15 protein-coding genes are annotated in these 24,825 nt (G+C 50.0%); 9 read left to right on the top strand and 6 right to left on the bottom strand.

The window, feature by feature from the left end; translation table 11 throughout:
* Nucleotides 1-43 precede the first annotated feature (43 nt).
* The gene (locus JW814_09465; GenBank protein ID MBN2071670.1) at nucleotides 44-2,137 is read left to right on the top strand and encodes a S9 family peptidase; all 2,094 of its coding nucleotides are present in this window, start codon (nucleotides 44-46) and stop codon (nucleotides 2,135-2,137) included.
* Nucleotides 2,138-2,162: 25 nt separating this feature from the next.
* On the opposite strand, the gene JW814_09460 is transcribed toward JW814_09465, so the two are convergent.
* A complete protein-coding gene (locus tag JW814_09460) occupies nucleotides 2,163-5,699 on the bottom strand; it encodes a response regulator (protein ID MBN2071669.1) in 3,537 nt (1,178 codons plus the stop codon).
* 457 nt (nucleotides 5,700-6,156) lie between these two features.
* On the opposite strand from JW814_09460, the gene JW814_09455 reads away from it, so the two are divergent.
* Nucleotides 6,157-9,453 (top strand): CHAT domain-containing protein, encoded by a 3,297-nt coding sequence (locus JW814_09455; protein ID MBN2071668.1) that lies wholly within the window; start codon nucleotides 6,157-6,159, stop codon nucleotides 9,451-9,453.
* An 83-nt stretch (nucleotides 9,454-9,536) separates the two neighbouring features.
* On the opposite strand, the gene JW814_09450 is transcribed toward JW814_09455, so the two are convergent.
* The 3 genes from JW814_09450 to JW814_09440 all read right to left on the bottom strand — a co-directional run bounded on the left by JW814_09450 (nucleotide 9,537) and on the right by JW814_09440 (nucleotide 13,172).
* A complete protein-coding gene (locus tag JW814_09450) occupies nucleotides 9,537-10,691 on the bottom strand; it encodes a hypothetical protein (GenBank protein ID MBN2071667.1) in 1,155 nt (384 codons plus the stop codon).
* Nucleotides 10,692-10,815: 124 nt separating this feature from the next.
* On the bottom strand, nucleotides 10,816-11,511 hold the full coding sequence (locus JW814_09445; GenBank protein ID MBN2071666.1) for a response regulator transcription factor: 696 nt from the start codon (nucleotides 11,509-11,511) through the stop codon (nucleotides 10,816-10,818).
* A complete protein-coding gene (locus JW814_09440; GenBank protein ID MBN2071665.1) occupies nucleotides 11,508-13,172 on the bottom strand; it encodes a HAMP domain-containing histidine kinase in 1,665 nt (554 codons plus the stop codon). Before JW814_09440 ends, JW814_09445 begins: the two co-directional genes overlap by 4 nt.
* A gap of 218 nt (nucleotides 13,173-13,390) precedes the next feature.
* Between JW814_09440 and JW814_09435 the strand changes: the two genes are divergently transcribed.
* The 6 genes from JW814_09435 (at nucleotide 13,391) to JW814_09410 (ending at nucleotide 19,776) form a co-directional block, all read left to right on the top strand.
* A complete protein-coding gene (locus tag JW814_09435) occupies nucleotides 13,391-13,843 on the top strand; it encodes a hypothetical protein (GenBank protein MBN2071664.1) in 453 nt (150 codons plus the stop codon).
* On the top strand, nucleotides 13,812-15,371 hold the full coding sequence (locus tag JW814_09430; protein ID MBN2071663.1) for a hypothetical protein: 1,560 nt from the start codon (nucleotides 13,812-13,814) through the stop codon (nucleotides 15,369-15,371). The genes JW814_09435 and JW814_09430 overlap by 32 nt, the downstream gene beginning before the upstream one ends.
* Before the next feature lie 74 nt (nucleotides 15,372-15,445).
* Entirely contained in the window at nucleotides 15,446-16,174 is a 729-nt protein-coding gene (locus JW814_09425) for an ABC transporter ATP-binding protein (protein ID MBN2071662.1), read from the top strand.
* A 24-nt stretch (nucleotides 16,175-16,198) separates the two neighbouring features.
* Nucleotides 16,199-17,611 (top strand): ABC transporter permease, encoded by a 1,413-nt coding sequence (locus JW814_09420; GenBank protein ID MBN2071661.1) that lies wholly within the window; start codon nucleotides 16,199-16,201, stop codon nucleotides 17,609-17,611.
* A gap of 26 nt (nucleotides 17,612-17,637) precedes the next feature.
* Entirely contained in the window at nucleotides 17,638-19,107 is a 1,470-nt protein-coding gene (locus tag JW814_09415; GenBank protein ID MBN2071660.1) for an ABC transporter permease subunit, read from the top strand.
* 366 nt (nucleotides 19,108-19,473) lie between these two features.
* Nucleotides 19,474-19,776, top strand: a complete 303-nt coding sequence (locus tag JW814_09410; protein MBN2071659.1) for an RNA-binding protein — start codon at nucleotides 19,474-19,476, stop codon at nucleotides 19,774-19,776.
* A 130-nt stretch (nucleotides 19,777-19,906) separates the two neighbouring features.
* On the opposite strand, the gene JW814_09405 is transcribed toward JW814_09410, so the two are convergent.
* Complete coding sequence (locus JW814_09405) at nucleotides 19,907-21,289, bottom strand: alpha/beta fold hydrolase (protein ID MBN2071658.1); 1,383 nt, start codon at nucleotides 21,287-21,289, stop codon at nucleotides 19,907-19,909.
* A 236-nt stretch (nucleotides 21,290-21,525) separates the two neighbouring features.
* On the opposite strand from JW814_09405, the gene JW814_09400 reads away from it, so the two are divergent.
* Nucleotides 21,526-23,166, top strand: coding sequence for a Na/Pi cotransporter family protein (locus JW814_09400; protein MBN2071657.1), 1,641 nt, complete (start codon nucleotides 21,526-21,528; stop codon nucleotides 23,164-23,166).
* A 31-nt stretch (nucleotides 23,167-23,197) separates the two neighbouring features.
* Here the strand turns inward: JW814_09400 and JW814_09395 are convergent, their stop codons facing one another.
* Complete coding sequence (locus JW814_09395) at nucleotides 23,198-24,691, bottom strand: DASS family sodium-coupled anion symporter (GenBank protein MBN2071656.1); 1,494 nt, start codon at nucleotides 24,689-24,691, stop codon at nucleotides 23,198-23,200.
* Nucleotides 24,692-24,825 lie beyond the last annotated feature (134 nt).

The raw sequence follows: 24,825 nt of genomic DNA, 5'->3' as shown, positions 1-24,825 counted from the left end.
CTTCCTGGTTCTGATCCTCAGCGTCCTGACACTTTTTTCGTTTATGCCCCTGCCGGGATGCAGGAACGCTGAAATACCGATCCATGTTCAACCCAGGATCGTTCCGCCGGTCGCTAAACAGGTAGAAAAGAAACTGACGATCCACGGCGATACGAGGATCGACGAATATTACTGGCTGAGGGAACGGGAGAACCCCGAAGTGATCAGCTACCTGACGGCGGAAAATGAATATACCGACGCGATAATGGAGCACACCGGACCTCTTCAGGAAAAACTTTTTAACGAAATAATCGGGAGAATAACGCAGGAAGACGAAACTGTGCCCTATCTCGAGCAGGGTTACTGGTATTATACGAGGTATGAGGAAGGAAAGGAATATCCCGTCTACTGCAGAAAAGAGGGGACCCTTGACGCGGCTGAAGAAGTTATGCTCGACGTCAACGATATGGCTGAAGGATTCGAATATTACAATGTAAGCGGACTTGCGGTGAGCCCTGATAACAGGATCCTCGCGTACGGCGTCGACAGTGTCAGCAGGCGCAAGTATACTATCCATTTCAAGGATCTCACGACCGGTCTGATCCTCAGGGACCAGATCCCCGTGACCACCGGCCGGCCTGTCTGGGCTAACGACAACCGGACCGTATTTTATTCCATGAAAGACGAGACTCTCAGACCGTACAAGATCGCCAGCCACAGGTTGGGCGTTGACGCGTCACTCGACAGGGAGATATATCACGAAACGGACCCCACCTTTAACACGTACGTATTCAGATCCAAATCGCGAAAATATCTTTTTATCAACTCGGAAAGTACTCTCTCGACCGAGTACAGGTTTATCGACGCTGACAGGCCGGAAAGCGAATTCATGATATTTCATCCCCGTGAGAAAGATCTGGAATACGAAATAGAACATTTCGGAAACGATTTCTATATTGTGACCAACTGTATGGCACGCAACTTCAGGTTGATGAAGGCTCCTGTCGGAAAAACAACGAAAGAAAACTGGGTCGAGGTGATTCCTCACAGGAAGGATGTCCTTCTCGAGGGGATCGAGATATTCGACAGATTCCTCGTGGTCAACGAAAGACGAAGAGGTCTGACGAGGCTTCGGGTTATCAGTTGGCAGGACAAGACAGAACACGATATCGATTTCGGGGAAGATACATATTCAGTATATATCGGGATAAATCCCGAATTCGATTCTGAGCTTGTCAGGTTCAATTATTCCTCGCTGACTACTCCCAATTCGACTTTCGATTACAACATGGAGACGAAAGAGAAGATCCTTCTCAAAGAAGAAAGAGTGCTCGGAGGATTTGATCGATCCCAATATCATTCCGAGTGGTTGATCGTGACGGCGAGGGACGGTGACGAAGTCCCCGTATCGCTTGTTTACCGTAAGGGAATCCGGGTAAATAGGAAAAACCCTCTCCTGCTCTACGGATATGGGTCTTATGGAGCCAGCATGAACGCGTCATTCAGATCGTACAGGCTCAGTCTGATTGACAGGGGGTTCATCTACGCGATAGCTCATATCCGGGGCGGTCAGGAGATGGGCAGAGACTGGTATGAAGATGGAAAACTTCTCAAAAAGAAAAACACATTTACCGATTTCATCGATTGCGCCGAATATCTTTGCTCGAAGGACTATACTTCTCCTGATAAATTATTCGCGATGGGAGGCAGCGCCGGCGGACTTCTTATCGGAGCTGTGATAAATATGCGGCCAGACCTTTTCAGGGGAGTAGTAGCGGCGGTGCCATGGGTCGACGTAGTCACCACGATGCTCGATGAGAGTATCCCGCTTACTACTGCGGAATATGATGAATGGGGCAATCCGAATATCCCCGAATATTATGAATATATGCTTTCATATTCTCCATATGACAACGTGAAGAAGGCAGGCTATCCCGCAATGCTTGTAACGACAGGTTTGCACGATTCCCAAGTGCAATACTGGGAACCGGCGAAATGGGTTGCGAGGCTAAGAGCGAACAAGACCGATGGTAATATCCTGCTGCTTCATACAAACATGGGCGCCGGGCACGGAGGAGTCTCCGGCAGGTTCAGAAGGTACAGGGAGACAGCACTTGAATACGCTTTCATTCTCGATCTGGTTGGAATAGAAGATTAGCTGTTCTTTTCGCTGGCACGATCAGTTACGTCATGGCCAGGATACCGTCGATGACCCTGTTAAAATCATCGAAGGTGAACGGCTTGGCCAGGCGGCCGACGAAACCGTACTTCGAATACTTCGCCAGAACGTCGTCGTTTGAATAGCCGCTCGATACGACCACCTTCGCGGCGGGATCCATTTCCAGTATGTGGCCTATCGTTTCCCTGCCACCCATCCCCCCGGGAATGGTAAGGTCCATAATCACCATATCCCAGCGCATGCCATTTTCCAGAGCCTCTCTGTAACGTTTTATCGCTTCCGCCCCATCCTTGACGACCTCGGTCTTGAAACCGCGTTTTCCAGCCATCTTGACGACAAGCATGCTGACAAGGTCGTCATCTTCCATAATCAGTATACGCGCGGGGCCTTTCCCGGCCAGAACATTATCCACATCGCTGACCGGCTCTAATCTTTTTTCCGAGACAGGAAGATAGAAGGTCACAACTGTACCCTTTCCGGGTTCTGACATTATTTCCAGAATGCCGCCATGGCGTTTGACAACTGAATAAGCCATGGGAAGCCCCAGGCCTGACCCACTCTCCCTTGTCGTATAGTATGGGTCCAGGATACTTCCGAGGTTTTCCCCGCTTATCCCTTCGCCTTCATCTTCGATCTCTATTTTCACGTACTCGCCGATTTCCAGCAGTCGGTGCCTGCCAGTGCCTCGTTTATGATCATAGTTCTCCGCTCTTATAATCACGGTTCCTCCGCCAGGCATAGCCTGGCGGGCGTTCAACAGGAGATTATCGATCACCTGGCTGATCTGATCGGGATCCATTTCGACTTTCTTCAGATCATCCGCGAATTCAAATGAACAGACCGAATTCGTTCCCTTGAGTATAAATGTGGCCGTATCCCTGATCACATCCCTGATATCTCCCGGTTGCAGTACCGGAGCGCCACCTTGCGAAAAAGTCAAAAGTTGCTTTGTCAGCGACTTCGACCTCTCGGCCGCCTGCAGGACTTCCGAAGCGAGTTCCCTGTCCCTTGGCGTCAGGTCGGTCGATATCTCAAGCATCGAAAGATTTCCTATCATGGCAGCTAGAAAATTGTTGAAATCATGGGCGATCCCTCCGGCGAGCACTCCGATCGATTTCATCTGCCGAGCGCTGGCAAGTTCCTTCTCGACCATCTTCATTTCCTCGACTCTTCTTTCGACTTCCCGTTTGAGCCAACCGGCAGATCTGCGCTGAAGGATGTAGCCTGAAACAAACAGAACGAACAGGATCACTGTCAGAACTGCAAGTATGATAAACCATATCTCGGCCCAGAAAGGTTTCTTGATCTTAATAACGGGAGAACTTATCACGTCGCTCCAGGACTGTTCATATCCAGCAGCCATTATATGAAACCTGTATTTTCCGGCCGGGAGATTAGTATAACGTATCTGTTGCTGTGGCGATATATATGGATCGAGCCAGTCGGATTCATAACCTTCCAGCCGGCTTTTTATCCTGTTTTTCTTCTCATTGACGAAAGACAGTACGCGAAAATTGATAGTGAACGATCTGTTTTCATGATCGAGTTCGATTGGTTCAGTCAGTGGATATTCCCTCCCCGACGCCTCCAAAGAAACAAGTTCTACCAGGGGAGTGATATCACTCTGCACATCGTATTGTTCACGATAGACCGAGACTCCACGATCTGTCCCAATCCATACGTCTCCATTCATGTCGACAAGTCCGGCAGCCCTGTTGGTTTCCCTGCCGACCAGTCCATCCTCGACTGTGAGATAATCAAGACTCTCTCCACTCCACCGGAAGACCCCGTTATCTGTTCCGAACCATATTCTCTCCTGTTGATCTTTTATTATAAAATAAACGGGGCGGTCGATCTCAGGCAGGGGAGATAAGCTTTCTTCGAATTCACCGCCTCTTCCGGCGTAGAGTCCATCTCCTGTTCCCGCAAAGATCGTGCCTTCATCGGTCTTGTATATTGAATATACATTATCGCCCGATTGATTATCAGAGACGTTGATATTCTTCGCGTCTCCATCCTTGATGGAATAAATGCCGGTCGTACTTGTCGCCAAATAAATAGTACCATCATCAGACTCAAACAACCGCTTGATAAAAACAGGCCTTTTTACAGATGCTTCCGGCAAGGGGAAAGGTACGAATTCTCCGGATTCATACAGGAAAAGATGATTCATTCCTCCTGTCCAGAGACGCCCCTCTCGATCGAAGAGGACGGAAGTGACAGGCAATTCGAAACCGCACTCGACTCCGTAATCAGTCCTCTTTCCATCCAGATCGAGTCTTACCAGTCCCGAATAACTCGCCGCGATCCATAACGCTCCCGAGGCATCTTCCGCCATATCGAGGATCCTGTGAAGATCCTGCCTGGAAGTTATCTTCATTGTCCTCATATCAGTACCAAGAAAAGTCAGTCCAGTGGGATGACCAAGGACCATATCACCTGAAGACCTCTCCAGGACTACCGATACTTCATCCTCGAAAAGCCCGTTATCCTTGGTGTAGCTGGTGAAACGAAGACTTGTGATCTTTGACAGTCCCCGCAACCCTCCGACCCAGATATTCCCCTCCCTGTCCCGGAAGAGCGTCGATGTTCCGTCATCCACAAGACCATTTACCCTTCCAATCGATTCGATCAAGCCAATTCCATCGAATCTGAAAAGATTTGTCGTCTGGCCAAAATAAAATCCTCCCAGATTATCTGCCACTCCCGAAAAAAAACCTTCCGTGAAAACCCTGGAGAGTTCCTTGATATCATCATAACAATCAATCCTGCCATCACTGTACTTGCAAATACAACTCCGGCCTGCCAGCCAGAGGACATCATTATTCTCATCATAGACAACACTGTATACAGGCAGATCAGACGCCCAGTCCGTCCTGCGCAGACCGGTGTCGAGCGAATCTGCGACAGCGTCGAAAAGTCCTTCTGAAGTCGCTACAAAAAGCCTGTTATCGACTGCCGTGATGGCAAAAATAGTGACAGGCCTTTCGATATCCTTAAAACGCAGATCGATCATGCTGTTATCTTCGCAGCTGTAGAGGACCAGGTCATTTCCACTCATTGTAAATACGATCTCTGTCCTGCCATTTTTCTCCATCGAGCTCATAAGGATGTGATGATCGCTGTAATAATCGATCTTTCTGTACGTCGCTCTTCTACTCCAGACCCCGTTCTCAAATGTGGAGAGGACTCCACGTGAAGAGAGGACCCAGACTACTCCATGCCGGTCGAGAACGACCGCGCTGTGATCAAGCGCGGGCAGACCGTCCTGGACTCCATAGACGGTCATATCCTTACCGTCATAAGAGACTATCCCCGAACGGGTGGCAAACCACATTCTCCCGGTAAGGTCCTGAGCGATCGATTTGATCCCTGCGCTGGGAAGACCATCCGCCTCGGTATATGTCTTGATTGGATACTGCCGCGCTTTGGCAGGCGCGAGCAGTCCGACCAGTATGGAAAAGGTCAGAAGAAGATAGAAGAACAGACTGAGAGATGCCCGGAGAAGATTTCGGGCCGGTCGAACAAAATGCAGGGTCAAAAAAGATACCGGCCGATGCGAGCCGGATCCTGTCCGTAGCGAATCTTTTACAATATTATGATTTTTGATCATTACCTGAATATAATTACATAAAGTAAAAGATTTGAAATTTCCTGTATTCGGAGAGATCAACAGGAACGTTCATCTGTAAAATATTATTGACATGCTATCAAATAGATACTTAGAAGTCAATCCCGGTATTACCCTGGAAACCTATCAGCATTTTCCTGCCTGCAAAAAGGACTCCGGGACCCTCCGGTCCCGGAGTAATCGTACGAAAGTTACAGCAGCTTTTTTCATCTGAATCTCATCATCCCTTTTTTAGCAGGAAATCGGATTCCCAAGAATCGATTCTCCCTTGAACTGCTATGAATATTTTAGTTTATGCGCCATTCTCCCTGGTTTATACTGCTCCAATACCCGGTTTTTCTTGAGGTTTATATAAGGGGATCACAGTATGCCTTTCGCGAAAACATTCTTATTGTATTTTTTTCTTTGTCTTTTTATCGTCTATGGCTCTGCTCCGGCAAAAAACGAGACAACAGAGGCACTCCTTGACCGCGTGGATTCACTTGTATTGAAAGGCCAGATCGATTCAGCGAGAACCGCTCTTGAGATGGCTGTTTCCCATGCCCTGTCGGTCTATGGAAAATCGGATTCGACAATCGCCCTTAGAATATGGTGGAAAGATGAACAATCAGTCCCTCACTATTTCAGAAATCATGCGCAGGCGGAAAGCTTGATTACCCGTGTTGTAAAGATCAAAGAGAAGATCTCGGGCGACAATGACCCGGAACTATCCCAGATGCTCCAGAATCTGGCCAACTGTCATATGTCGAAGGGAGAGTTCGACAAGGCAAAGGTCCTGTCCGAAAGAACCATTCAATTACGAAAAGAGGATTCGTATCGAAGGCATATAGATGTAGGACGCGCATTGGTCAATCTTGCTTATATAGCTAATAAGGAAAACCGGATCGGGTCTGCTGATTCTTTATATAAAGAGAGTATATCTATTTTTGAATCCGAACTGGACCCTGGTTCTCCACTGATCCCCGATGTGCTAGGTCGCTATGGATATTTCAATTACTCGCAGGGTAAATATGGAAAAGCCGAAGCGAATTTTGTAAAAGCGCTGGAACTGAAAGTGAAACACGACGAATCCGATTACCGCAATATAGCTCTCTATTACAGTATGCTCGGATCTGTATACAGAAAAATTGGGAAATATTCCGAATCAGAGGAAATGCACAGGCGCGCTGTCGAGCTTCGGAGAAAGGAATTCGGGAACGAACACGAGTTGGTTGCCCAATCCCTTTCTGATCTCGCAAGGATTTGCGGGTTTCAGACAAAACTCGTAGAGGCGGAGCTGTTCTATAGGGAATCGCTGGCAATTCGTGAGAAATTGTTCGGACCTGAACATCCCATGGTGGCGGCTTCTCTGAATTCAATGGCATGGTTATACTTGATTCAACGCAAACTGGACGACGCAGAGAGGCTATATCAGCGAGTCCTTGACATTCGGAAAAGATCACTGGGCCCCGAACACCCCGATGTAGCCCGGGCAATAACGGGCCTGGCATACGTTGCCAGGTACAGGGGGGATTACTCTAAGGCTGAGCAGCTGAACAGGCAGGCGCTGGCGATAAGGGAAAAGGCGCAGGGCCTCGAGCACCCTAACCGCGTATATAATCTGAGCGAACTTGCTGTGGTACTTCAGCTCCAGAAAAAGTTTGGTGAAGCTGAAAAATACCTTATGGAAGTGGTCGAACTCCGTGAAAAATCATTTGGCGGTAATTATCCAACACTGGCGACAGATCTGAACCAGCTCGCATTCCTCTATTTGAGACAGGGAAGAGATGAAGAAGCGCTGACTTTGCAGGAAAAGGCTCTATCGATAGTTGAAAAGTCGTTCGGGGAGAAACATTCCACGGTGGCCCTCGTTCACAGATCAATGTGCATAACATTAAGACAACAGGAAAGATACGTGGAAGCGATCAACCACGCTGAAAAGGACTGCCTGATGTGGCTTGAGATGTTCAGGGAAAACGCGATGGTGCTTTCCGAGCAGGATGCTCTGACCTACTCCCAGACCTGTAGCTCTGCCATTGACAATTATATAACCTGCTGCGCCGATGCAGGATTCGATATCATGCCGGGAAAAAGGCAATTGTTCGATGTGCTGTTATCAAGTAAGGGACAGATTGCCGATCAGATGTATGAGCGTGCGCAGATGGCAACTGCTCGTGACACAGATGCTATAACAGCGAGGCTGTTTGAATCGCTCAGACTTACGAGATTCGAATTGGCCAACCTGTTCACTCTGGGGGCCCAGAATGATCCTGATTCCTATCGCGCGAGACTGGATTCGTTGAGCACCGATGCACGTGAATTGGAAGCAGAACTATTACGCCAGGGTATAGATAAGGGCAAAAAAAGAGAGTATGAAAAAATAAATACTCAGCGAATAGCTTCCCTCGTGCCGGAAGGAGCCGCACTCGTCGAATATATAAAGTACTCGTACGCCCCTGCTGATTTATCCGATGAGATTCCACGTTACCTCGCTCTTTTGATTGCTCACGGTAAACCACCCAGGATTTTCGATATCGGGCAGGCCTCCGAGCTGGAACCGCTCATAACACAGTATCGCCAGAATATTGAATCAACACTGGGAAGAGAACCTGCAACTTTCGACAAACGGATCTACGAAAAACTTGGCCAGAAACTTTACGCCAGACTCTGGGAACCGGTTGAAAAACAGCTGGGCGACGATACGACAGTATTGATTTCTCCCGATGGAGCGTTGAACCTCGTCTCCTTTGCCGGACTTGTCGATCGAAGCGGTTCCTACCTTATCGAACACCGGCCGCTGCATTATCTTTCTTCGGCGCGCGACCTGACCCGATTGAACGGCAGGAAGACAAATCAGGCAAAAGGACTACTTGCTCTGGGGGACCCGGATTTCGGCTCACCTGCCAATAAGCTACCGCAACCCTCTAAACATGATTCAATTGGACAGACCGGACCGGTTATTGTTGCCAGCCGGGATGCCAGATCATTCACCGGAGACTTCAATTCTATTGATCTGAGTCCACTGCCGGCTTCCAGGAACGAAATCGAAGCGATTGTAAAAAAGTGGAAAAAAATGACCGATGAGGAGGCCAAGGTTCATTTCGGACTGGACGCAAGCGAGGAACGGTTCAAGGCAGAGGCTTCCGGTACCCGGGTGATCCATCTTGCCACTCACGGGTACTTTCTGAAACATGAAAGCCTCCGTGGTGAACACGGGGAAAACTCCCGGTCTGAAGCAGCGGTTATCGGCGAAAATCCGTTGCTGCAATCCGGACTTTTCCTTGCCGGCGCGAAGCTCCGAAAGGAGGACGGCAAAAACACGGGCGCTGAAGATGGGATCCTGACCGCTTATGAAGTATCAACTCTCGATCTAAGGGGCGTTGAACTGGTAGTGTTGTCTGCATGCGAGACCGGCCTTGGCGAGGTTAAGGAAGGAGAGGGCGTTTACGGTCTGCGCCGGGCCTTTCAGATGGCAGGAGCGGGAACTGTCATCAGTTCGCTGTGGCCAGTATCAGATCAGGCAACAGCCGAGATTATGAGCAATCTGTATGGAAGAAGGGACGATACTATGCCTGTTATAATCCGCAACGCTCAACTCAAGAAGCTGCGGGAGATACGGTCGGCAGGGAGAGTCGATCATCCTGCGACCTGGGGCGCCTTCATTGCAATCGGAGACTGGCGGTAATTAAAATCCCGATCCTTTATACCTGATTTATCCCGGTAATCCTTTCACCCGGGGAATAAACTCCCATTCCATCCCTGTAGATATCACTCTTCGACCCCTTCAAGCACAATCGAGTTGAGATTATGTGTCGATCCGTTGTATAGATTGGCGCATCCCAGATAAGGACCGCCTTCTATTTCCATATATGCCCAGTCTACCGCTCCGCTTGTGGCGATGGCCTGGTGTTCTGCGAAGGCCGATTCGTTCCATATATATATTTTCGAATCGGTATTACGGGAGATCTCACTGCTGTAATTGGCTACGGCGAGAAATGAGATCGCGCCGATCGAAAAATACTCCCAGTCAGAAGCGCCCTGAGTCGGAACAGATTGAAACTCAGTGAACGTAGAACCGTTCCATCTGTATATCTTAGAGTCTATTTCATTGAAATCGTCGTCGCTGAAATTAGCCACGGCAAGGTATATCTCCGAGTCGATGACGAACACCTCCCACCCTGCCGCATTGCTTGTCGCGACAGACTGGAAATCGACGAACGCCGAACCGTTCCACCTGTATATTATTGAATCGATATTACCTGTGGAACCGTTAAACCTGTTCGCCACGGCGAGATAGTAATCGGTTCCTACGGTAATAAATTCCCAGTCGGAGGCGCCGTGCGTCGGGATCGACTGGAATTCTTCGAATGCCGTTCCATTCCAGCGATATATCTTCGAATCGATGTTCGACGTCGCGTCATTACACTTGTTTGCCACAGCCAGATACGACTCTGCCCCGATAGAAAAGAATTCCCAGTCGCAGGCGCCGTTTGTGGGAATAGACTGGAATTCCACGAAACCGGCGCTGTCCCACAGGTATATCTTCGAATCGATGTTGTACGTGCTTACAATACTCTGATTAGCGACGGCGAGGTATGATTCCGAACCTATAGTGAAAAATTCCCAGTCGGATGCCTGGGACGTCGGAATCGACTGAAAATCGACGAATATGGTATCGGCCCACCTGTAGATCTTTGAATCGATATTGACCGTTGCGCCATTCCATGAATTCGCCACAGCCAGGTATGATTCAGCCGCGATCGTGAAAAATTCGAGATCGGCACACCCCGAAGTGCTGATATTCTGATTGAAGTAAAACCTGTAGACCGGATCCGACGGGTCAGGTTTCGCTGGACTGTCCGACTTGCTGCATGAACAGAATAAAAGGCCTGCTATCGCCAGAAGCATTGTTATTTTTCTCATCATCTGATTATCTCCTTTCGCTCGCGTTATACTAGCAAATTCATGGTTTTAGTAAACTGTTATATTGATTGTTTTTTTCGAGGCAATCCGGTCGGTGAATCGGAAAGTGAATTGAACACCCCTGTCAATCTTCCCTTACGACAAGCCTGAAACCCCTGCCGCGGACGTTTATAATCTCGATGCGAGGATCGCCGGAGAGGTGTTTTCGAAGTTTCGAAATATAGACATCCATGCTGCGCGATGTGAAATATCCCTGCTCTCCCCAGATCCTGCCAAGCGCCGTTTCCCTGTCGAGTACCGATTCGAGACGCTCGCAGAGAAGTCCCAGTAGATCAGCTTCCTTGTCTGTCAGTTTTTTTATCGAACCGCCCCAAGATAGTTCACGGCGGTCATGATCGAAAAGATAGTCACCTATCTCATATCTACTAAAGCCGGAACCCGTTTTTGTACCTGCAGTCCTTCGCAGGACAGCCTGTATTCTCAGGAGCAGTTCCTCCATACTGAACGGTTTTGTAAGGTAGTCGTCGCCGCCGGTTTTAAATCCCCTGATCCTGTCTTCTTTCAGAGACCTTGCGGTAAGAAAGATGACGGGGATCTTGCTGTCGAGCCGCCTTATCTCTCTGGCCAGAGTGAACCCGTCTTTCTTCGGCATCATCACATCGAGAATGAGAAGGTCGAAATCTCCCGTCCTGAAAGTTTCACCAGCCTCAGTCCCATCGGCACACCTTACGACCTCGTAACCCTGCCTTTCGAGTGATTCCTCCAGCACGAATCCGAGATTGAGGTCATCCTCAGCCAGCAGTATACGGACCTTTTTCATCTCTGATCCTCTTTGCGAAGTACCCTTGGAAGGGTCAGCCTGAAGGTCGATCCCCTCCCGGGCGAACTTGTCACGGCGACCGTACCTCCGTGTGCTTCCACTATGAGCCTGACGTATGAAAGCCCCAGCCCGAACCCTTTCACATCATGAAGGTCTCCCGTGCTGACGCGGTAATATCTGTTGAAAATATTCCGCAACTCCCCCTTCTGCATCCCGATACCGTTATCCCTTATAGAAACAACAACCACTTTTTCGTCGCCTTCAGTTGAGATATCTATGACAGGATCACCGTCAGTATACTTAAGGGCGTTATCGAGAAGGTTGTGAAAAACGCTGCTGAGATGCGTAGGGTCCGCTTCTATCCCTGGATCGAATGCCGAAAACACGGTGTTTATCCGTCCACCCGCCTTATTGATCCTCACCGAAATACCATCTACCACGCCCTCGAGAAGAGTGTGGATATCTACTCGTACGGGAGAAAGATTAAGATCACCCTCTTCCAGGGCGGCCATTTCGAGTATTTTTTCGACCTGATGCCTCATCCTCCGGCTTTCCTGGGAAATAATACGCGCGTAATTCCTGATCCGCTCCGGCTCAATCCCTTCATCCATCGACCCAAGGTTCTCTCCCGCGATAGCAACTGTCGAGATCGGAGTCTTGAATTCGTGGGTCATGTTATTAATAAAATCCACTATTTGCCTGGAAAACCTCTTTTGCCTCCACATCGCGCGTATGATATATATGAAACATCCGGCAAGCATGACGATCGACAGCAGCGCTACAACAAGAAAAACCCTCTCACGTCCGAGAAGATACCCTGACTTTTCCGGAAAATAGAGGACAAGCTGTTCTCCCCTTTTGACAAGATCATGAGGAAACAACGGCGTCCTGAACTCCGATCTCGATAACCCGTCTCTGTACTCATCCGGTATGGCAATGATAATGGAATCTCCCCCGGTCATGGTTATACCGTAAGCATAGGGAGTTTCGATCCCTGCTTCTTTGAGAGTACAGGCGATGACAGAATCGAGCCATGAAGGTTCAATTCTGTCTGTTACGGCAGCCGAGTTCTTTCCATCCATCTCCTCGACTACTTTTTCGATTATATATCGTCGCTCAAGGAATGGGATCGTATCGCTGGCGGAGGTAGAAGCTGACAGGAGTGTATCCTCGATCATCTGCGAAAAGATGGTCGTGTCGGCGACGGCCGCTGCAGTATCGACCAGCATGATCGTGATGAAATTGTTTTCCATGTTGTAGGAGTAGCTGTCATTATCCAATATAATTTTTTTTCCGCCTCTCTCGCCGCGCGTAGAATCGGGGCTGACAAGAACATTATGAAACCTGTAGCCACCACCTTCCACGTCACGGGTCACACCTCCTTGTTCGAATATATCACCCTTCTTGATCTTGAAGCTCATCGTTCGCTCACTGGATCTACCCGAATCGTCAACGACAAGATTACTAACGATCACCCATGCCTCGTTGGACTCGATCTTCCTGATGACTGCGCTGAGGGCCCCTCCCACATTCCGGGAGAATACGCCGAGTTCCCGGTTGTACGCATGGTTAAGCCATGTCACCTGGACTATGATCAACCCGGCAAGCGCCGCTGCGACGAGAGAACCAAGGATGATAAAATTGTTTTTCCGTGATCCCATAATATGATTCTACAACAACCACCGCGTGGAAGGTTCCATTTTAACACACTTTAACACTTGATAACATTAATTGGCGGATCACACAAGCCACTACATTAATATAATCAACTGTGACGAGGAAGCACGTCGCCAAAAAGCCCGGCTGTGAATATACGTTTCCAGCACTTGTCTTAAAACGGGCAGAGGATTATTCAGAACCAGTGAAAAGGAGGTTCGTCTTGAAGAGATACAAGATCGCTCTGACAATTCTGTCAATGCTTGTTGTTGCCGCTGCCGCCGGCGCGCAACAGAAGAATACCGTCCTGAAGATCGAAGGGGAAAATCTTTTCATGCTTCAGGAATTTATTCTGGTCCTTGCCGAGGAGGAAGGAAAGGTCGTCGTCAATCTCTCTCCACCGGAAGGCTCGCTGCCTGAAGAGTACAAGGATATCGATATCCGTGGCAGAGATGTCATCAGGATGATGAATGGAAAACGTGTCGTCACGACCGCTGCCGTTAAAGAGATCTACGAAAAACTAAAGACTGGCGAAGAAATCAAGTTCGGCATAATGCGAGGCGAGGAGATGTTCATCGTCAGTTTCCCGAAAGCTGATCCGGAGAAAGTTCAGGAGGGAATGATGATCCGCAAGGTGATCGTAGATGAAAACGGAAAAGAGGCAGAGGCAGAATAATATGGGAAAAAGGATGATCTTCCTCAGCCTGACAATTTTTTACCTGATGCCCTTCGTGCATCTGTGTGTAGGACTCTCAAGCGACGTCCTGGCACAAACGACAGGAGTGCCTTTCAATGAACGTGACGACACTTATCCACTCCTCGGCCTTAAAAGGGCGAGAGAGGCGTTCGAATTCGCGCGTTCCCAGATGGCGAGAAAAGAAGAGATGTACGAAAAAGGCCTCATATCGTTCCAGGAGTACGAGATGGCGAGGAATAATTTCGCCGATGCCGAGGTTAACTATCAACAGTCTTTGCTTGCCGTCCTGTTTGAAAAACAGTTCATCTCTGTCCTGGAAGCTGTAAAGTACCAGGCGGAGGACGGAAGCAAACACGTAAAGATAAAACTGGCAAATACTTCAGGTGGTGGAGGTGATTTTCGCAAACTCGTAAACGTCGACGAGGAACTTTTCAGTTCTCTCCAGCCTGACGTAGTCAACGATATCTATGTTTCGCTGCTGAACGACGAAGGGGCTATCATCAGCCAGCCTTATGAGATGAAGATGGAACAGCTTCGCTTCGGAGCCCCCCGTGAACTCGATTTTGAGATCCTGCAGGACCTTGACGCGCTCACGGTCGATATTGTGTATGGAAACGGCAGCAGGAGGACTCCTAGGATATTCCTTCAGAAAGATTCCTCGGTCGACCGGGTCATCGTGCAGTCCGAACAGTTTTCCCAGGAAGTGGAACTCGGTGGTTCGGCGTCATTCGATCTGAATCTGGAGCTATTCAGTTCCACTGCCAACACCTACAAACTCGAAGTCATCGGTCTTCCGCGGGAAGTGACCCGGTATTTTGTAAGCGGAGAAGGAAACGCCCGGTTGAGCCAGCTGAAGTTCACCGAGCGGACTAATTCGGTCCCGGCGGCTCTGCGCATCTTCATGCCTGACCGCTCCTCGGAACAGGTAGTTCCCGGAGAACCTATACTTTTCTACGTCCTGGCCGTGCCGCGTGACAGATCGGAATCTATCGCCGGCCAGATCAACGACAAAATAACCCAGGACGATATAGAGCGTCTCGATGTTGGATTTGTAAAGCTGGAGCTTGTCCCCCGGGGTATCGGCAGGCTGCTCGTACGCGCGCCCCAGTTATATCATTCGATCGAAGCAGGTAGTTCGGTGGAGATGAGCATAGTCCTCGTAAACGAAGGGACCCGCCGTCTCGACAATATCGAGGTCCAGATCGACGCTCCGTTCGAGTGGGAAAAACAGGCTCAGCCGTCTCTGATACCGTCTCTGGAGGTAAGCGAAGAACGCACCGTCCAGCTCCGTTTCACACCTCCGGGCGAAGTGGCAGTCGGCAGATACGAATTCAGGATACAGTCTTCATCGCTCTCCGACGACCAGCCTGTCCGGGGAGAAGACAAGACGGTGACGGTGGAGATCAAAGCCACGGCAAACATCGGCGGAGTATTCGCGTTGATCCTGATCATACTCGGGGCCGTGACGGGAATAGTGATTTTTGGAGTGAAACTTTCCAGAAGGTAACGAAAGGGCATGTAATGGCTACTGCGATAAATAAATCGTCAATCGGGGGAAACCCCGGAAAGTGTAAAGGCGGGATGATCGAGGCGGTCGGTCTGACGAAACGCTACAACGATGGCGTACTGGCTCTCGACGATCTCTCCTTTTCCATAGACAGAGGAGAAGTGTTCGTCATGCTAGGCGCGAATGGCGCGGGGAAAACAACCACTATAAACTTGTTTCTCAATTTCATAGAACCTACATCCGGAGAAGCGAGGATCGATGGAATAGATGTGACCCGCGAGCCGCTCAAGGCAAAACAGAAAGCCGCATACGTTTCCGAGAACGTAATGCTTTACGAAAATTTCACCGCCATCCAGAACCTCGATTTCTTTGCCAGGCTGGGAGGCAGAACCGATTACACGACTGAAGATTACAGGCGAGTCCTCTCAAGGGTAAGTCTCGACGAGGAAAGCCATTTCAAGAAACTCAAGGATTTCTCCAAGGGGATGCGCCAGAAGTGCGGAATCGCTATCGCCATCCTCAAGGACGCTCCCGCTGTCCTGCTTGACGAACCGACGTCGGGTCTCGATCCCAGAGCGGGACACGAGTTCATCGAACTTATCAAATCACTGAGGGAAGAGAAAAAATCGGTTCTAATGTCGACTCACGACATCTTCAGGGCGAAGGAAATAGCAGATATAGTAGGTATCATGAGCGCAGGCAGACTTGTAATGCGGCGCACTCGCCAGGAACTCGAAAGCGAGGACCTTCACCGTCTTTACATGCAGTACATAGGCAGCGCTTCCGACGCGGTCGCGTCCTGACGCGCGGAATAACGGAGAAAATGAATGATAAAACTGATAATTATGAAAGAACTCCGCGACATGCTTGGATCGAAAAAGTTCCAGCTCAGTTTCATCGTCTGTTCCCTTCTGATAATCCTCACCTTCTTCGTCGGCGCCGGTAACCATCAGCTTAACATCGTAAGGCATGAAGCGGCAGTCCGCGAGAACCTGGGCAAGATGAATGGGATGACCGACTGGACCCAGGTCCGCAACACACGCGTATTCCTCCCGCCTGGTCCTCTTGAGGCTCTTGTATGCGGAGTCTCGAACGATATAGGCAGGACCATCGAAATCTCCGGGACAGGGGAACTCGTCACGGAAGACAGCCGCTACAATGACAATCCGGTGATGGCTGTCTTCAGGTTCCTTGATATTGATTTCATATTCCAGATCGTTCTCTCCCTTTTCGCGATACTCTTCGTCTTCGACGCGGTAAGCGGGGAAAAGGAACGAGGCACGCTCCGTCTCATTTTTACCAACCCCCTTCCACGCGACAAGTTCATACTGGGGAAATGGGCGGGCACGATGCTCGCCGTATGCTTGCCAATGACCATCCCTGTTCTGACAGGTTGTCTCATCCTCCCTCTATCCGGGGTCGATCTGACTGCGGGCGAATGGACAAGACTCGGGATTATAGTCTTTACCGGCTTTCTCTTTTTCAGCGCCTTCGTCGCCCTTTCGCTCTTTATTTCGACGATGTCCAAAAAATCATCGAACGCGTTCCTGATACTTCTTGTCTTATGGATATTTGCCGTACTGATCATACCCCGCTCGGCCGTACTTCTTGCCGGAAACGCCGTGGAGGTGCCTTCGGTCGATCAGCTGCAGGCCCAGAAGACACGGTTCAGGATGCAGTCGTTTATGGAGGATTTTGAGAAAATGGATGGCTTCGTGCCTGAAAACAAAGACGATCCCGAAAAAGCGATGGCGGAATTCAACCAGCTTATGGAAAAGATCCACGACGAAAGGGATAGAAAAGAGCAGGAACTCGCCGACCGCCTGAACGAGGACCGCAGAAACCGGCAGCTTGTGCAACAGAAATACGCTTTCAACCTTGCGCGCGTCAGCCCGAGCGCATCATTTTCTCTCGCAGCGACTCGGCTCGCAGGAACATCCCTCGGGCTGAAAGAACACTTTATTGATGAAGCGTATGGTTATCAAAGATCATATGTAGAGTTTATCCGGGACAAGACCGGAATGAGCCCTAGAGGCGGAGTTGTCATGCTTATGGTAAACGACGATGATGCGGAAGAGACTATGATCGACCCGGGAGAGATTCCGGAGTTCGATTATCACGGCAGCGATCTGAAAGCCGACCTGAGCATCGCTTCGATGGATATAGGACTTCTCGCACTTTTCAATATAATATTTTTCGCGGGAGCATTCGCGGCTTTCCTGCGATACGACGTAAGGTAGTCATAGTGGCCCCGGGGAGGATCGACATGCTGCGTACTCTGATTCTGAAAGAACTGAAATTTTACTTTACCAGCCCTAAATTTATATTCACCTTTGCCGCCTGCGGCCTGCTGATACTCCTCAGCGTGAGCATAGGAATACAGGGCTATAAAAACGACATCAGACAGTACGATACGTCAAGGGCGCTCGAAAAACAGGTTCTCGCGGAAAGGACGTCCTGGGCCTTTCTCGCGACGAGGACATTCATCTATCCCGACCCCATGAGGATAATCGTCGCGGGAGTCACCAATGACATAGGCCGGTTTTCTCTTGTAAGCGCTACCGAACAGGTGGCTCTTAGAAGCAGCGCCTATTCGAACGATCCGATATTCGCCGTCTTCCGGCTGCTTGACTTGAATTTCATTTTTCTCGTGGTCCTGTCCCTCTTCGCGATCCTTTTCACATACGACGCGATCAACGGCGAACGCGAGTCGGGCACACTAAGGCTGACATTCTCCAATGCCGTTCCAAGAGTCAGCTATATCGCGGCAAAGTTCGCGGGAGCTTGGCTCGGCCTTGTCATCCCTCTTTTGATACCTTTACTTGTCGTGGTGTTGTTATTGATCCTGGCGAAGATCCCATTTTCGGCCGCTCACTGGTTCGATTTCTCACTCTTTATAGGAATCTCCCTTGTTTATTTCACCTTTTTTATCTCCCTGGGAATACTCGTCTCAGCGTCTACCCGGCACGCAAGTACATCATTCCTTGTTTTGCTTGTCGCGTGGGTGTCATTGACACTTATCGTGCCTCGCCTTGGCGTTATGGCCGCGGGCAAGATCATGCCGGTACCCTCGACCGCTGAGATAAATTCCATCGCTGACGCTTATTCGAAGGGCCGCTGGAAGGATTACACCGACAGGATGATAGAAATATCGAGAGCGCGAAATACAGCCATGGCGGATATGACTGAACAGGAGCGTGAAGCATATCGCGAAGAGAACGAATGGACATGGATGGAAGAGAGTGACGGGATGAGAAAGGAACTTCAATCTGACATCAAGGATAATACACGGCGGCTCCAGGAAGAGCAGCGGAACAGGCTGGCCGGGCAGGAGCGCCTTGCTTTCACTCTATCACGTTTCTCTCCCGCCTCGGCCTTTCAACTCGCCGCAATGAAAATCGCCGGGACCGATACAGGACTTAAACCGAGGTACCAGGAATCGATTGAAAAATACAGGGACCTGTTCCTCGATCACGCCAGAGTGAAAGAAAAGGCGACCGGAGGTGGGATGGGTGGGATCAATATCAACTTCGACTCTGAGAAGGGGATCTCGGTCTCGACGCCCCGCGGCAGGCCAACAATAGAAACGAGCGATATGCCTCTCTTCATGCCTCCGGAGATATCTCTCGGCACTGTTCTTTCCAGCACTATAACCGACTTCGTACTGCTGATCATTTATACATCCATGGTGCTGGCCGCTGCCTTCGTCGCGTTTCTAAGGTACGATGTAAGGTAGACTGGGGTGATCCATTTGAGTGAACTGAACAGATCTATCCAATACTGACTCCTGTCGGTAGAGGGTGGGCATGAATATCCTTCGAAAGAATATGACCATTTGCCCGGTCGTTGAAAGACAAAACAGCCCGATCATGGATATTAACCCGAAATCCTGTTTTTTTGATATTTTGCGAAAAACTTGATATTTTTCTTGCTTTTCAAATAATTTATAGTATATTGTCGGCGAAACGGATGAATTCGGATGCTGACCGAAAAGAACGATAAACGAGACCTATCCTGTTGATCTTCTCTTTAGGGACTTCTTAATTTTCCGGAAAATATCTGTTTGATTTATTTTTCGTCTACGCCCTTAGAGGAGGCTGTAATGAAGATTTATGTAGGAAACATGTCATTTGATACAAGCGAAAGCGATCTCAGGACCGCTTTTGAAGCGCACGGCACGGTTGACAGCGTCAATGTTATTACTGACAGGGACACCGGCAGATCGAAGGGATTCGGTTTCGTCGAGATGTCGAATGATACCGAGGCACAGGCTGCCATCGATGCAATGAATGACAAAGAGCTGCAGGACCGCACTCTCAAGGTCAACAAGGCAAAACCCCGCACGGATAACCGTGGCGGCGGTGGCGGCGGCAGAGGCGGCGGCTTCGGCAGAGGCGGCTACTAAAACCTGACCTGATCAGTACCGGTTACCGAGGATAGGGCGGCATACCGGTTAAGAAAATAAAAAAAGGAAGCCGGATTCCCGGCTTCCTTTTTTCTTCCCCAGTGGATCCCAAGACAACAGTTTTCTTTATTCAGTGCCGATCGCACCAGCCGGCAATATCGTCTATGACCTCCACTGCCACATGGCCCGCCGTTCCATACTCGGCGGGGACCGATCTGCCTTCGCCGGTAATGAACAGATGGTTCAGGCGCGGGTATGACTTGCACTCGATGCGGGGTGAAGGAAGCAGGCTTTGCCATCTCGCGAGATCTTCCATCGTGACCTGGTAATCCCGCTCACCCTGAAGGATCAGCATCGGCATATCGAGCTCGCTTGCTGTCTCGACAGGATCGTAGTCTTGCAGGTCGATCCAGTACGGCGCGCTCACGCCGAAGAGGAGCAGCTCTGCGGGAGTGTCCGCGGAAAGGGCGGGGTCCTTGACACGGGCCGCCTGCGCCACAAGCGTGTCAAGCTGGGTCTGCTCCTGGGCAGAGATCTCGCCATCAAGCGAGAAGATATATCTATACTGCTCAATCGTCAGGTCCTCGAGCGGCCGCGTCGCGCCTGCGATCACTATCAGCCCGGCGACGCGCGGTTCCCTGGCGCCGATCCTCGGGGCGAGCATTCCGCCGAGGCTGTGGCCAAGGACAAAGACCCTGCCCGGATCGATCCGATCGGTCTCGCGGAGCTGCCTCACCGCAGTGACCGCGTCATCTATCGCCTCTTCCTTGACAGTAAGTTCAACTTTGTCCATAGCCATACGCATACCGTGGGTCTTCGTCCGTTTATCGTAACGGAGTACTGCGACGCCCCTTGAGGCGAGCCCCCAGGCGATGTCGCGGAACGGTTTGTTCGGACCGATCGTCTCGTCCCTGTCATTGGGGCCGGAGCCGTGCACAAGCAGCACGGCAGGAAAAGGGCCTTTGCCCTTTGGCACAGCAAGAGTGCCAGGAAGTTCCCACTCGCCTGAACCGACCGTCACGCTCGATTCCTCGAAAGTGGACTGATCGGCGTATGCGGGATAATCCGTTTCCGTACCGGATCCCTTATCGGTCTTTTCCACGTCTGCCGGCGACTGTGTCGGCACAAACCACAGACCGGATATTTTTTGATCAGAATTGTAAACAAGCTTTATATCAACAGGTCCATTGGCGAAAATGCAGGTGACGAATACGATATCGCTGTCCTCCCACTTCTCAGAGCGCGCGCCGGCTATCTCTTTAAAATCGCCCATCCGGTCGATGAGGCCATCCCACGTTTTTTCCATCATCTCGGGCGGCATCGCGCCCCGCATCGTCTTGTCGAAGGTGGCAGTGGCGCCTTCGTAATCGCCTCCTGACCAGGTCGAGACGAACCCGCGGGCCATGGTTTCCAGGTCGGGTCCATTCTCCAGCAGAGGATTTGCGGCGGCCCCTGCCGCGACAAAAATAATAAGAGATAAACTTGAATATAAAACGAGCCGAATTCTTTTCATTTCATTTGCCTCTCTTGAAAATACACTTAGCCATATCTCCATTCTATATAGCGAATTACAGTAATATTACACCTGCCGTTGCGGATTATTCAATATTTACTCGCTGGATTTCCATATATACCTTGATCAAAAAAAGTCCGCATGGGTAAATTCTTTTCGTTTTCCAGGTGACATTATAAGGTTTTCAGATTATCCTTCACACGCTGTGGTATATTCAAGCTTGAACAAGGCATTCAATGAGCGTTGATTATCTCAAAATCATCATCGGGACTATCGGAGGGCTTGGACTCTTCCTCGTAGGCATGAAACTCCTGTCAGAGGGAATGCAGGCGGTAGCGGGGAATCGCCTGCGCAAGCTTATAAATGCCGTTACCGATAACAGAATTGTCGCCTGCGGTGTGGGAGCGACTATAACTTCTCTTATACAATCAAGTTCGGTCACGACTGTTATGATCGTCGGTATGGTAAATGCCGGAGTGATGTCGCTCAGGCAGGCGATCGGGGTCATCCTCGGCGCAGATATCGGGACGACGATAACAGCATGGCTTGTCGCTTTGAAAATCGTCGAGTATGGTCTGCCGATCCTGGGATTCTCCGCGTTTTTCTACCTGTTTTCCAAGAATGAAAGGGTCCGTTATGTCGCGATGATAACTCTCGGTCTCGGGATGGTCTTCTTTGGCCTTACGATCATGAAGGATGGCTTCATGCCTCTCCGGGACAATCCTGAATTCATCTCCCTCTTTTCCCGATTCGAACCGAGAGGGATCGTCGGAGTGATAAAATGCGTGCTTGTCGGAGCTTTCATTACAGCGGTCATTCAGTCATCTTCAGCCACCGTAGCGATAACGATCACCCTGGCCAGAACCGGAGTTATAGGGTACGAGACTGCCGTCGCCCTCGTTCTCGGGGAAAATATCGGAACGACTGTTACCGCGTTTCTTGCTTCTCTCGGAGCGATCACCAACGCCAAACGGACAACCTATGCCCATATTCTGATCAAAACCATCGGTGTCTCTATCATGATACCGTTTTTCTTTAAATATATCGGGCTGTTGAAATTTATTGTCCCGGAGCACCTGGCAATCGCGACAAGGATAGCCTTCGCGCATACCGGATTCAATATCTTTATTGTCGCCCTGTTCATGCCCCTTATAGATCCGTTCACTAGATTCATAGAGTTCCTGGCGCCCTCTAAGCTCCACACGGAAAAGCACCATCTGACTTATCTCGATGTCAGGATATACGACACCCCCATGATAGGCATCCAGCAGTCCTTCAGCGAAATAGTACTGATGGGAGAAGGCGTACAGAAGATGATGGGATGGCTTCGCGTATCGATTGAAAACAACGATGGGGACAAATCGCTTGAAAAAAAGCTGTTTCATAGAGAAAAGATGTTCGACCTGATCCAGAAAGAGATCGTCGAATTCATAAGCAAGATGATGACAGGGACCCTCAGCCATGATGTGACCAAGGAAGCTCACATGCAGCTTCGTGTGGCAGACGAATTTGAATCGATAAGCGATTATATAACAGCGATCTTAAAACTTCGCTGCCGGATGAGAAACGAGGGGCTTGTTTTTGCCGAAAAAGGTGTCGAAGAGCTGATGCAACTCCACGATATGGTCTCGGAATATACTCAGATGATCCATGAGGCTGTAAAGAATCGAGACAAGGGGATCCTTTCCCGTGCTCTCAGCCAGGGGGACGCTATAACCCACCGGGTGAAGCACTACAGGTCTAGCCATCTTCTTCGCCTTGAGAACAGGGAGACAAAACCTCTTGCCAGTCTCGTATTCATGGACATTCTGAGCGCATATCGGCGGATAAAAGACCACGCGCTTAATATCGCGGAAGTGATCGCCGGCGAGAAATAATTGACAATCGCGCCTCTTCATAAAACTTCTGTCATTTTCCCCACGCGGGGAGCGTCGAAAGATCGATCTTCCATAAGACAGGCAGGATGAAAGTTATAAAGAGGGTTATGATGATCCAGCTGAGAATATTCAGGAAAAATCCGGCTCTGGCCATCTGGGGCACCGTCACCTGCCTGCTGCCGAAAACGATGGCGTTCGGAGGGGTGGCAACGGGCAGCATGAAGGCGTAGGACGCCGATATCCCCACAGCAATTATAGGCCCGTAAGGATGGATCGACATCGCCACCGCGATACTGGCCACGATAGGAATGAGCATCGCCGAGGTAGCGGTATTGGAAGTGATCTCGGTAAGGAATACCGTGACAAGAACTATAATCGATATCAGAAGAATATAGTTCGAGCTATCAAGAATCACAAGCTGGCCTCCTATCCACCTGTCCAGCCCGCTGACCTTGAATCCGTTCGCCAGTGAAAGCCCCCCGCCAAACAGGATGATCACTCCCCATGGGACCTTCAGCGCCGTCTTCCAGTCGAGCAGAAAATCTCCCCTCCTGAAATCGGCCGGTATGACGAAGAGCAGAAGAGCCCCTATGACGGCAATCGTAGAATCGGAGATCGAATGGAAGAATCCGGTTTTTACGAATCCCCTCGCTATCCAGGACGCCGCGACAAGCAGAAAGACTAAGAGGATCTTCCCTTCCGCTCCGCTCATCCTCCCGAGCCTGGCGATCTCGGCGTCTATAAAAGGCTTTCCGCCTGGTATTTCCTTCATCTCCAGCGGAAAAACGATCTTTGTCAGGTATACCCACGTGAGAATTACCATAATGATCGCAAGCGGTACGCCAAGGGTCATCCACTGCAGAAAACTTATCTGCACTCCCCAGGTGTTTTCGACGAACCCGGCGAGAAATACGTTGGGAGGGGTCCCGATCAGCGTCCCCACTCCTCCGATCGAGGAGGCGTAGGCGATTCCCAGCATCAGCGAAGTACCGAACCGGAATCTTGTCGGTGAGGTATCAATGCCTTTTATTCCCTCTGCCTGGATATTCTCCGCCGCCTGGGCGATAACGGCAAGACCTATCGGGACCATCATCATCGTCGTCGCCGTATTGCTTATCCACATCGAAAGAAATGCCGAAGCTACCATGAATCCCAGGATTATCCTGGCGGGACTGGTGCCGACAACCCTTATCGTGTAAAGGGCGATCCTTTTGTGAAGATTCCATTTTTCCATCGTGACGGCGATAAAGAATCCGCCCAGGAAAAGGAATATAAGGTGATTCGCGTAAGGAGATGTCGCCTCAGAAGCTTTCATGATACCGAGAGCGGGAAACAGAGCGACGGGAAGCAGGGCCGTAGCGGCAAGCGGGACAGCTTCGGTTATCCACCATATAGCCATCAAAATAACTACAGACGCGACTTTCAGCGCTTCGGGACTCATCCCCCCGGGGCGCGCGAAAAGAAGCAGCAGTATCATGGCGGCAGGACCCGCGAAAAACCCTGTTTTCTGCCTCTTTCCATACATGGGTGTGATTTTACTTTAAACATTCCGTTGATTACAACCACAACTTCAAAGATCCAACTCTCCGCTGATCGGCGGATAATCGATCTCATTTTCCCTGTCTCCAAATGACCGTTCCATGTGCCTGAGCGTCAACC

This window comes from Candidatus Krumholzibacteriota bacterium (assembly GCA_016932415.1).
In the GTDB taxonomy this organism is placed as follows: domain Bacteria; phylum Krumholzibacteriota; class Krumholzibacteriia; order Krumholzibacteriales; family Krumholzibacteriaceae; genus Krumholzibacterium.
This window is presented reverse-complemented; position numbering and strand designations above follow the sequence as displayed.

Coding starts and splice junctions, on each gene's coding strand:
- JW814_09395 (MBN2071656.1), bottom strand. CDS start 24,691: ATGTATGGAAAGAGGCAGAAAACAGGGTTTTTCGCGGGTCCTGCCGCC.
- JW814_09415 (MBN2071660.1), top strand. CDS start 17,638: ATGCTGCGTACTCTGATTCTGAAAGAACTGAAATTTTACTTTACCAGC.
- JW814_09450 (MBN2071667.1), bottom strand. CDS start 10,691: ATGAGAAAAATAACAATGCTTCTGGCGATAGCAGGCCTTTTATTCTGT.
- JW814_09465 (MBN2071670.1), top strand. CDS start 44: ATGCCCCTGCCGGGATGCAGGAACGCTGAAATACCGATCCATGTTCAA.
- JW814_09420 (MBN2071661.1), top strand. CDS start 16,199: ATGATAAAACTGATAATTATGAAAGAACTCCGCGACATGCTTGGATCG.
- JW814_09440 (MBN2071665.1), bottom strand. CDS start 13,172: ATGGGATCACGGAAAAACAATTTTATCATCCTTGGTTCTCTCGTCGCA.
- JW814_09405 (MBN2071658.1), bottom strand. CDS start 21,289: ATGAAAAGAATTCGGCTCGTTTTATATTCAAGTTTATCTCTTATTATT.
- JW814_09430 (MBN2071663.1), top strand. CDS start 13,812: ATGAAAACGGAAAAGAGGCAGAGGCAGAATAATATGGGAAAAAGGATG.
- JW814_09455 (MBN2071668.1), top strand. CDS start 6,157: ATGCCTTTCGCGAAAACATTCTTATTGTATTTTTTTCTTTGTCTTTTT.
- JW814_09445 (MBN2071666.1), bottom strand. CDS start 11,511: ATGAAAAAGGTCCGTATACTGCTGGCTGAGGATGACCTCAATCTCGGA.
- JW814_09410 (MBN2071659.1), top strand. CDS start 19,474: ATGAAGATTTATGTAGGAAACATGTCATTTGATACAAGCGAAAGCGAT.
- JW814_09425 (MBN2071662.1), top strand. CDS start 15,446: ATGATCGAGGCGGTCGGTCTGACGAAACGCTACAACGATGGCGTACTG.
- JW814_09400 (MBN2071657.1), top strand. CDS start 21,526: ATGAGCGTTGATTATCTCAAAATCATCATCGGGACTATCGGAGGGCTT.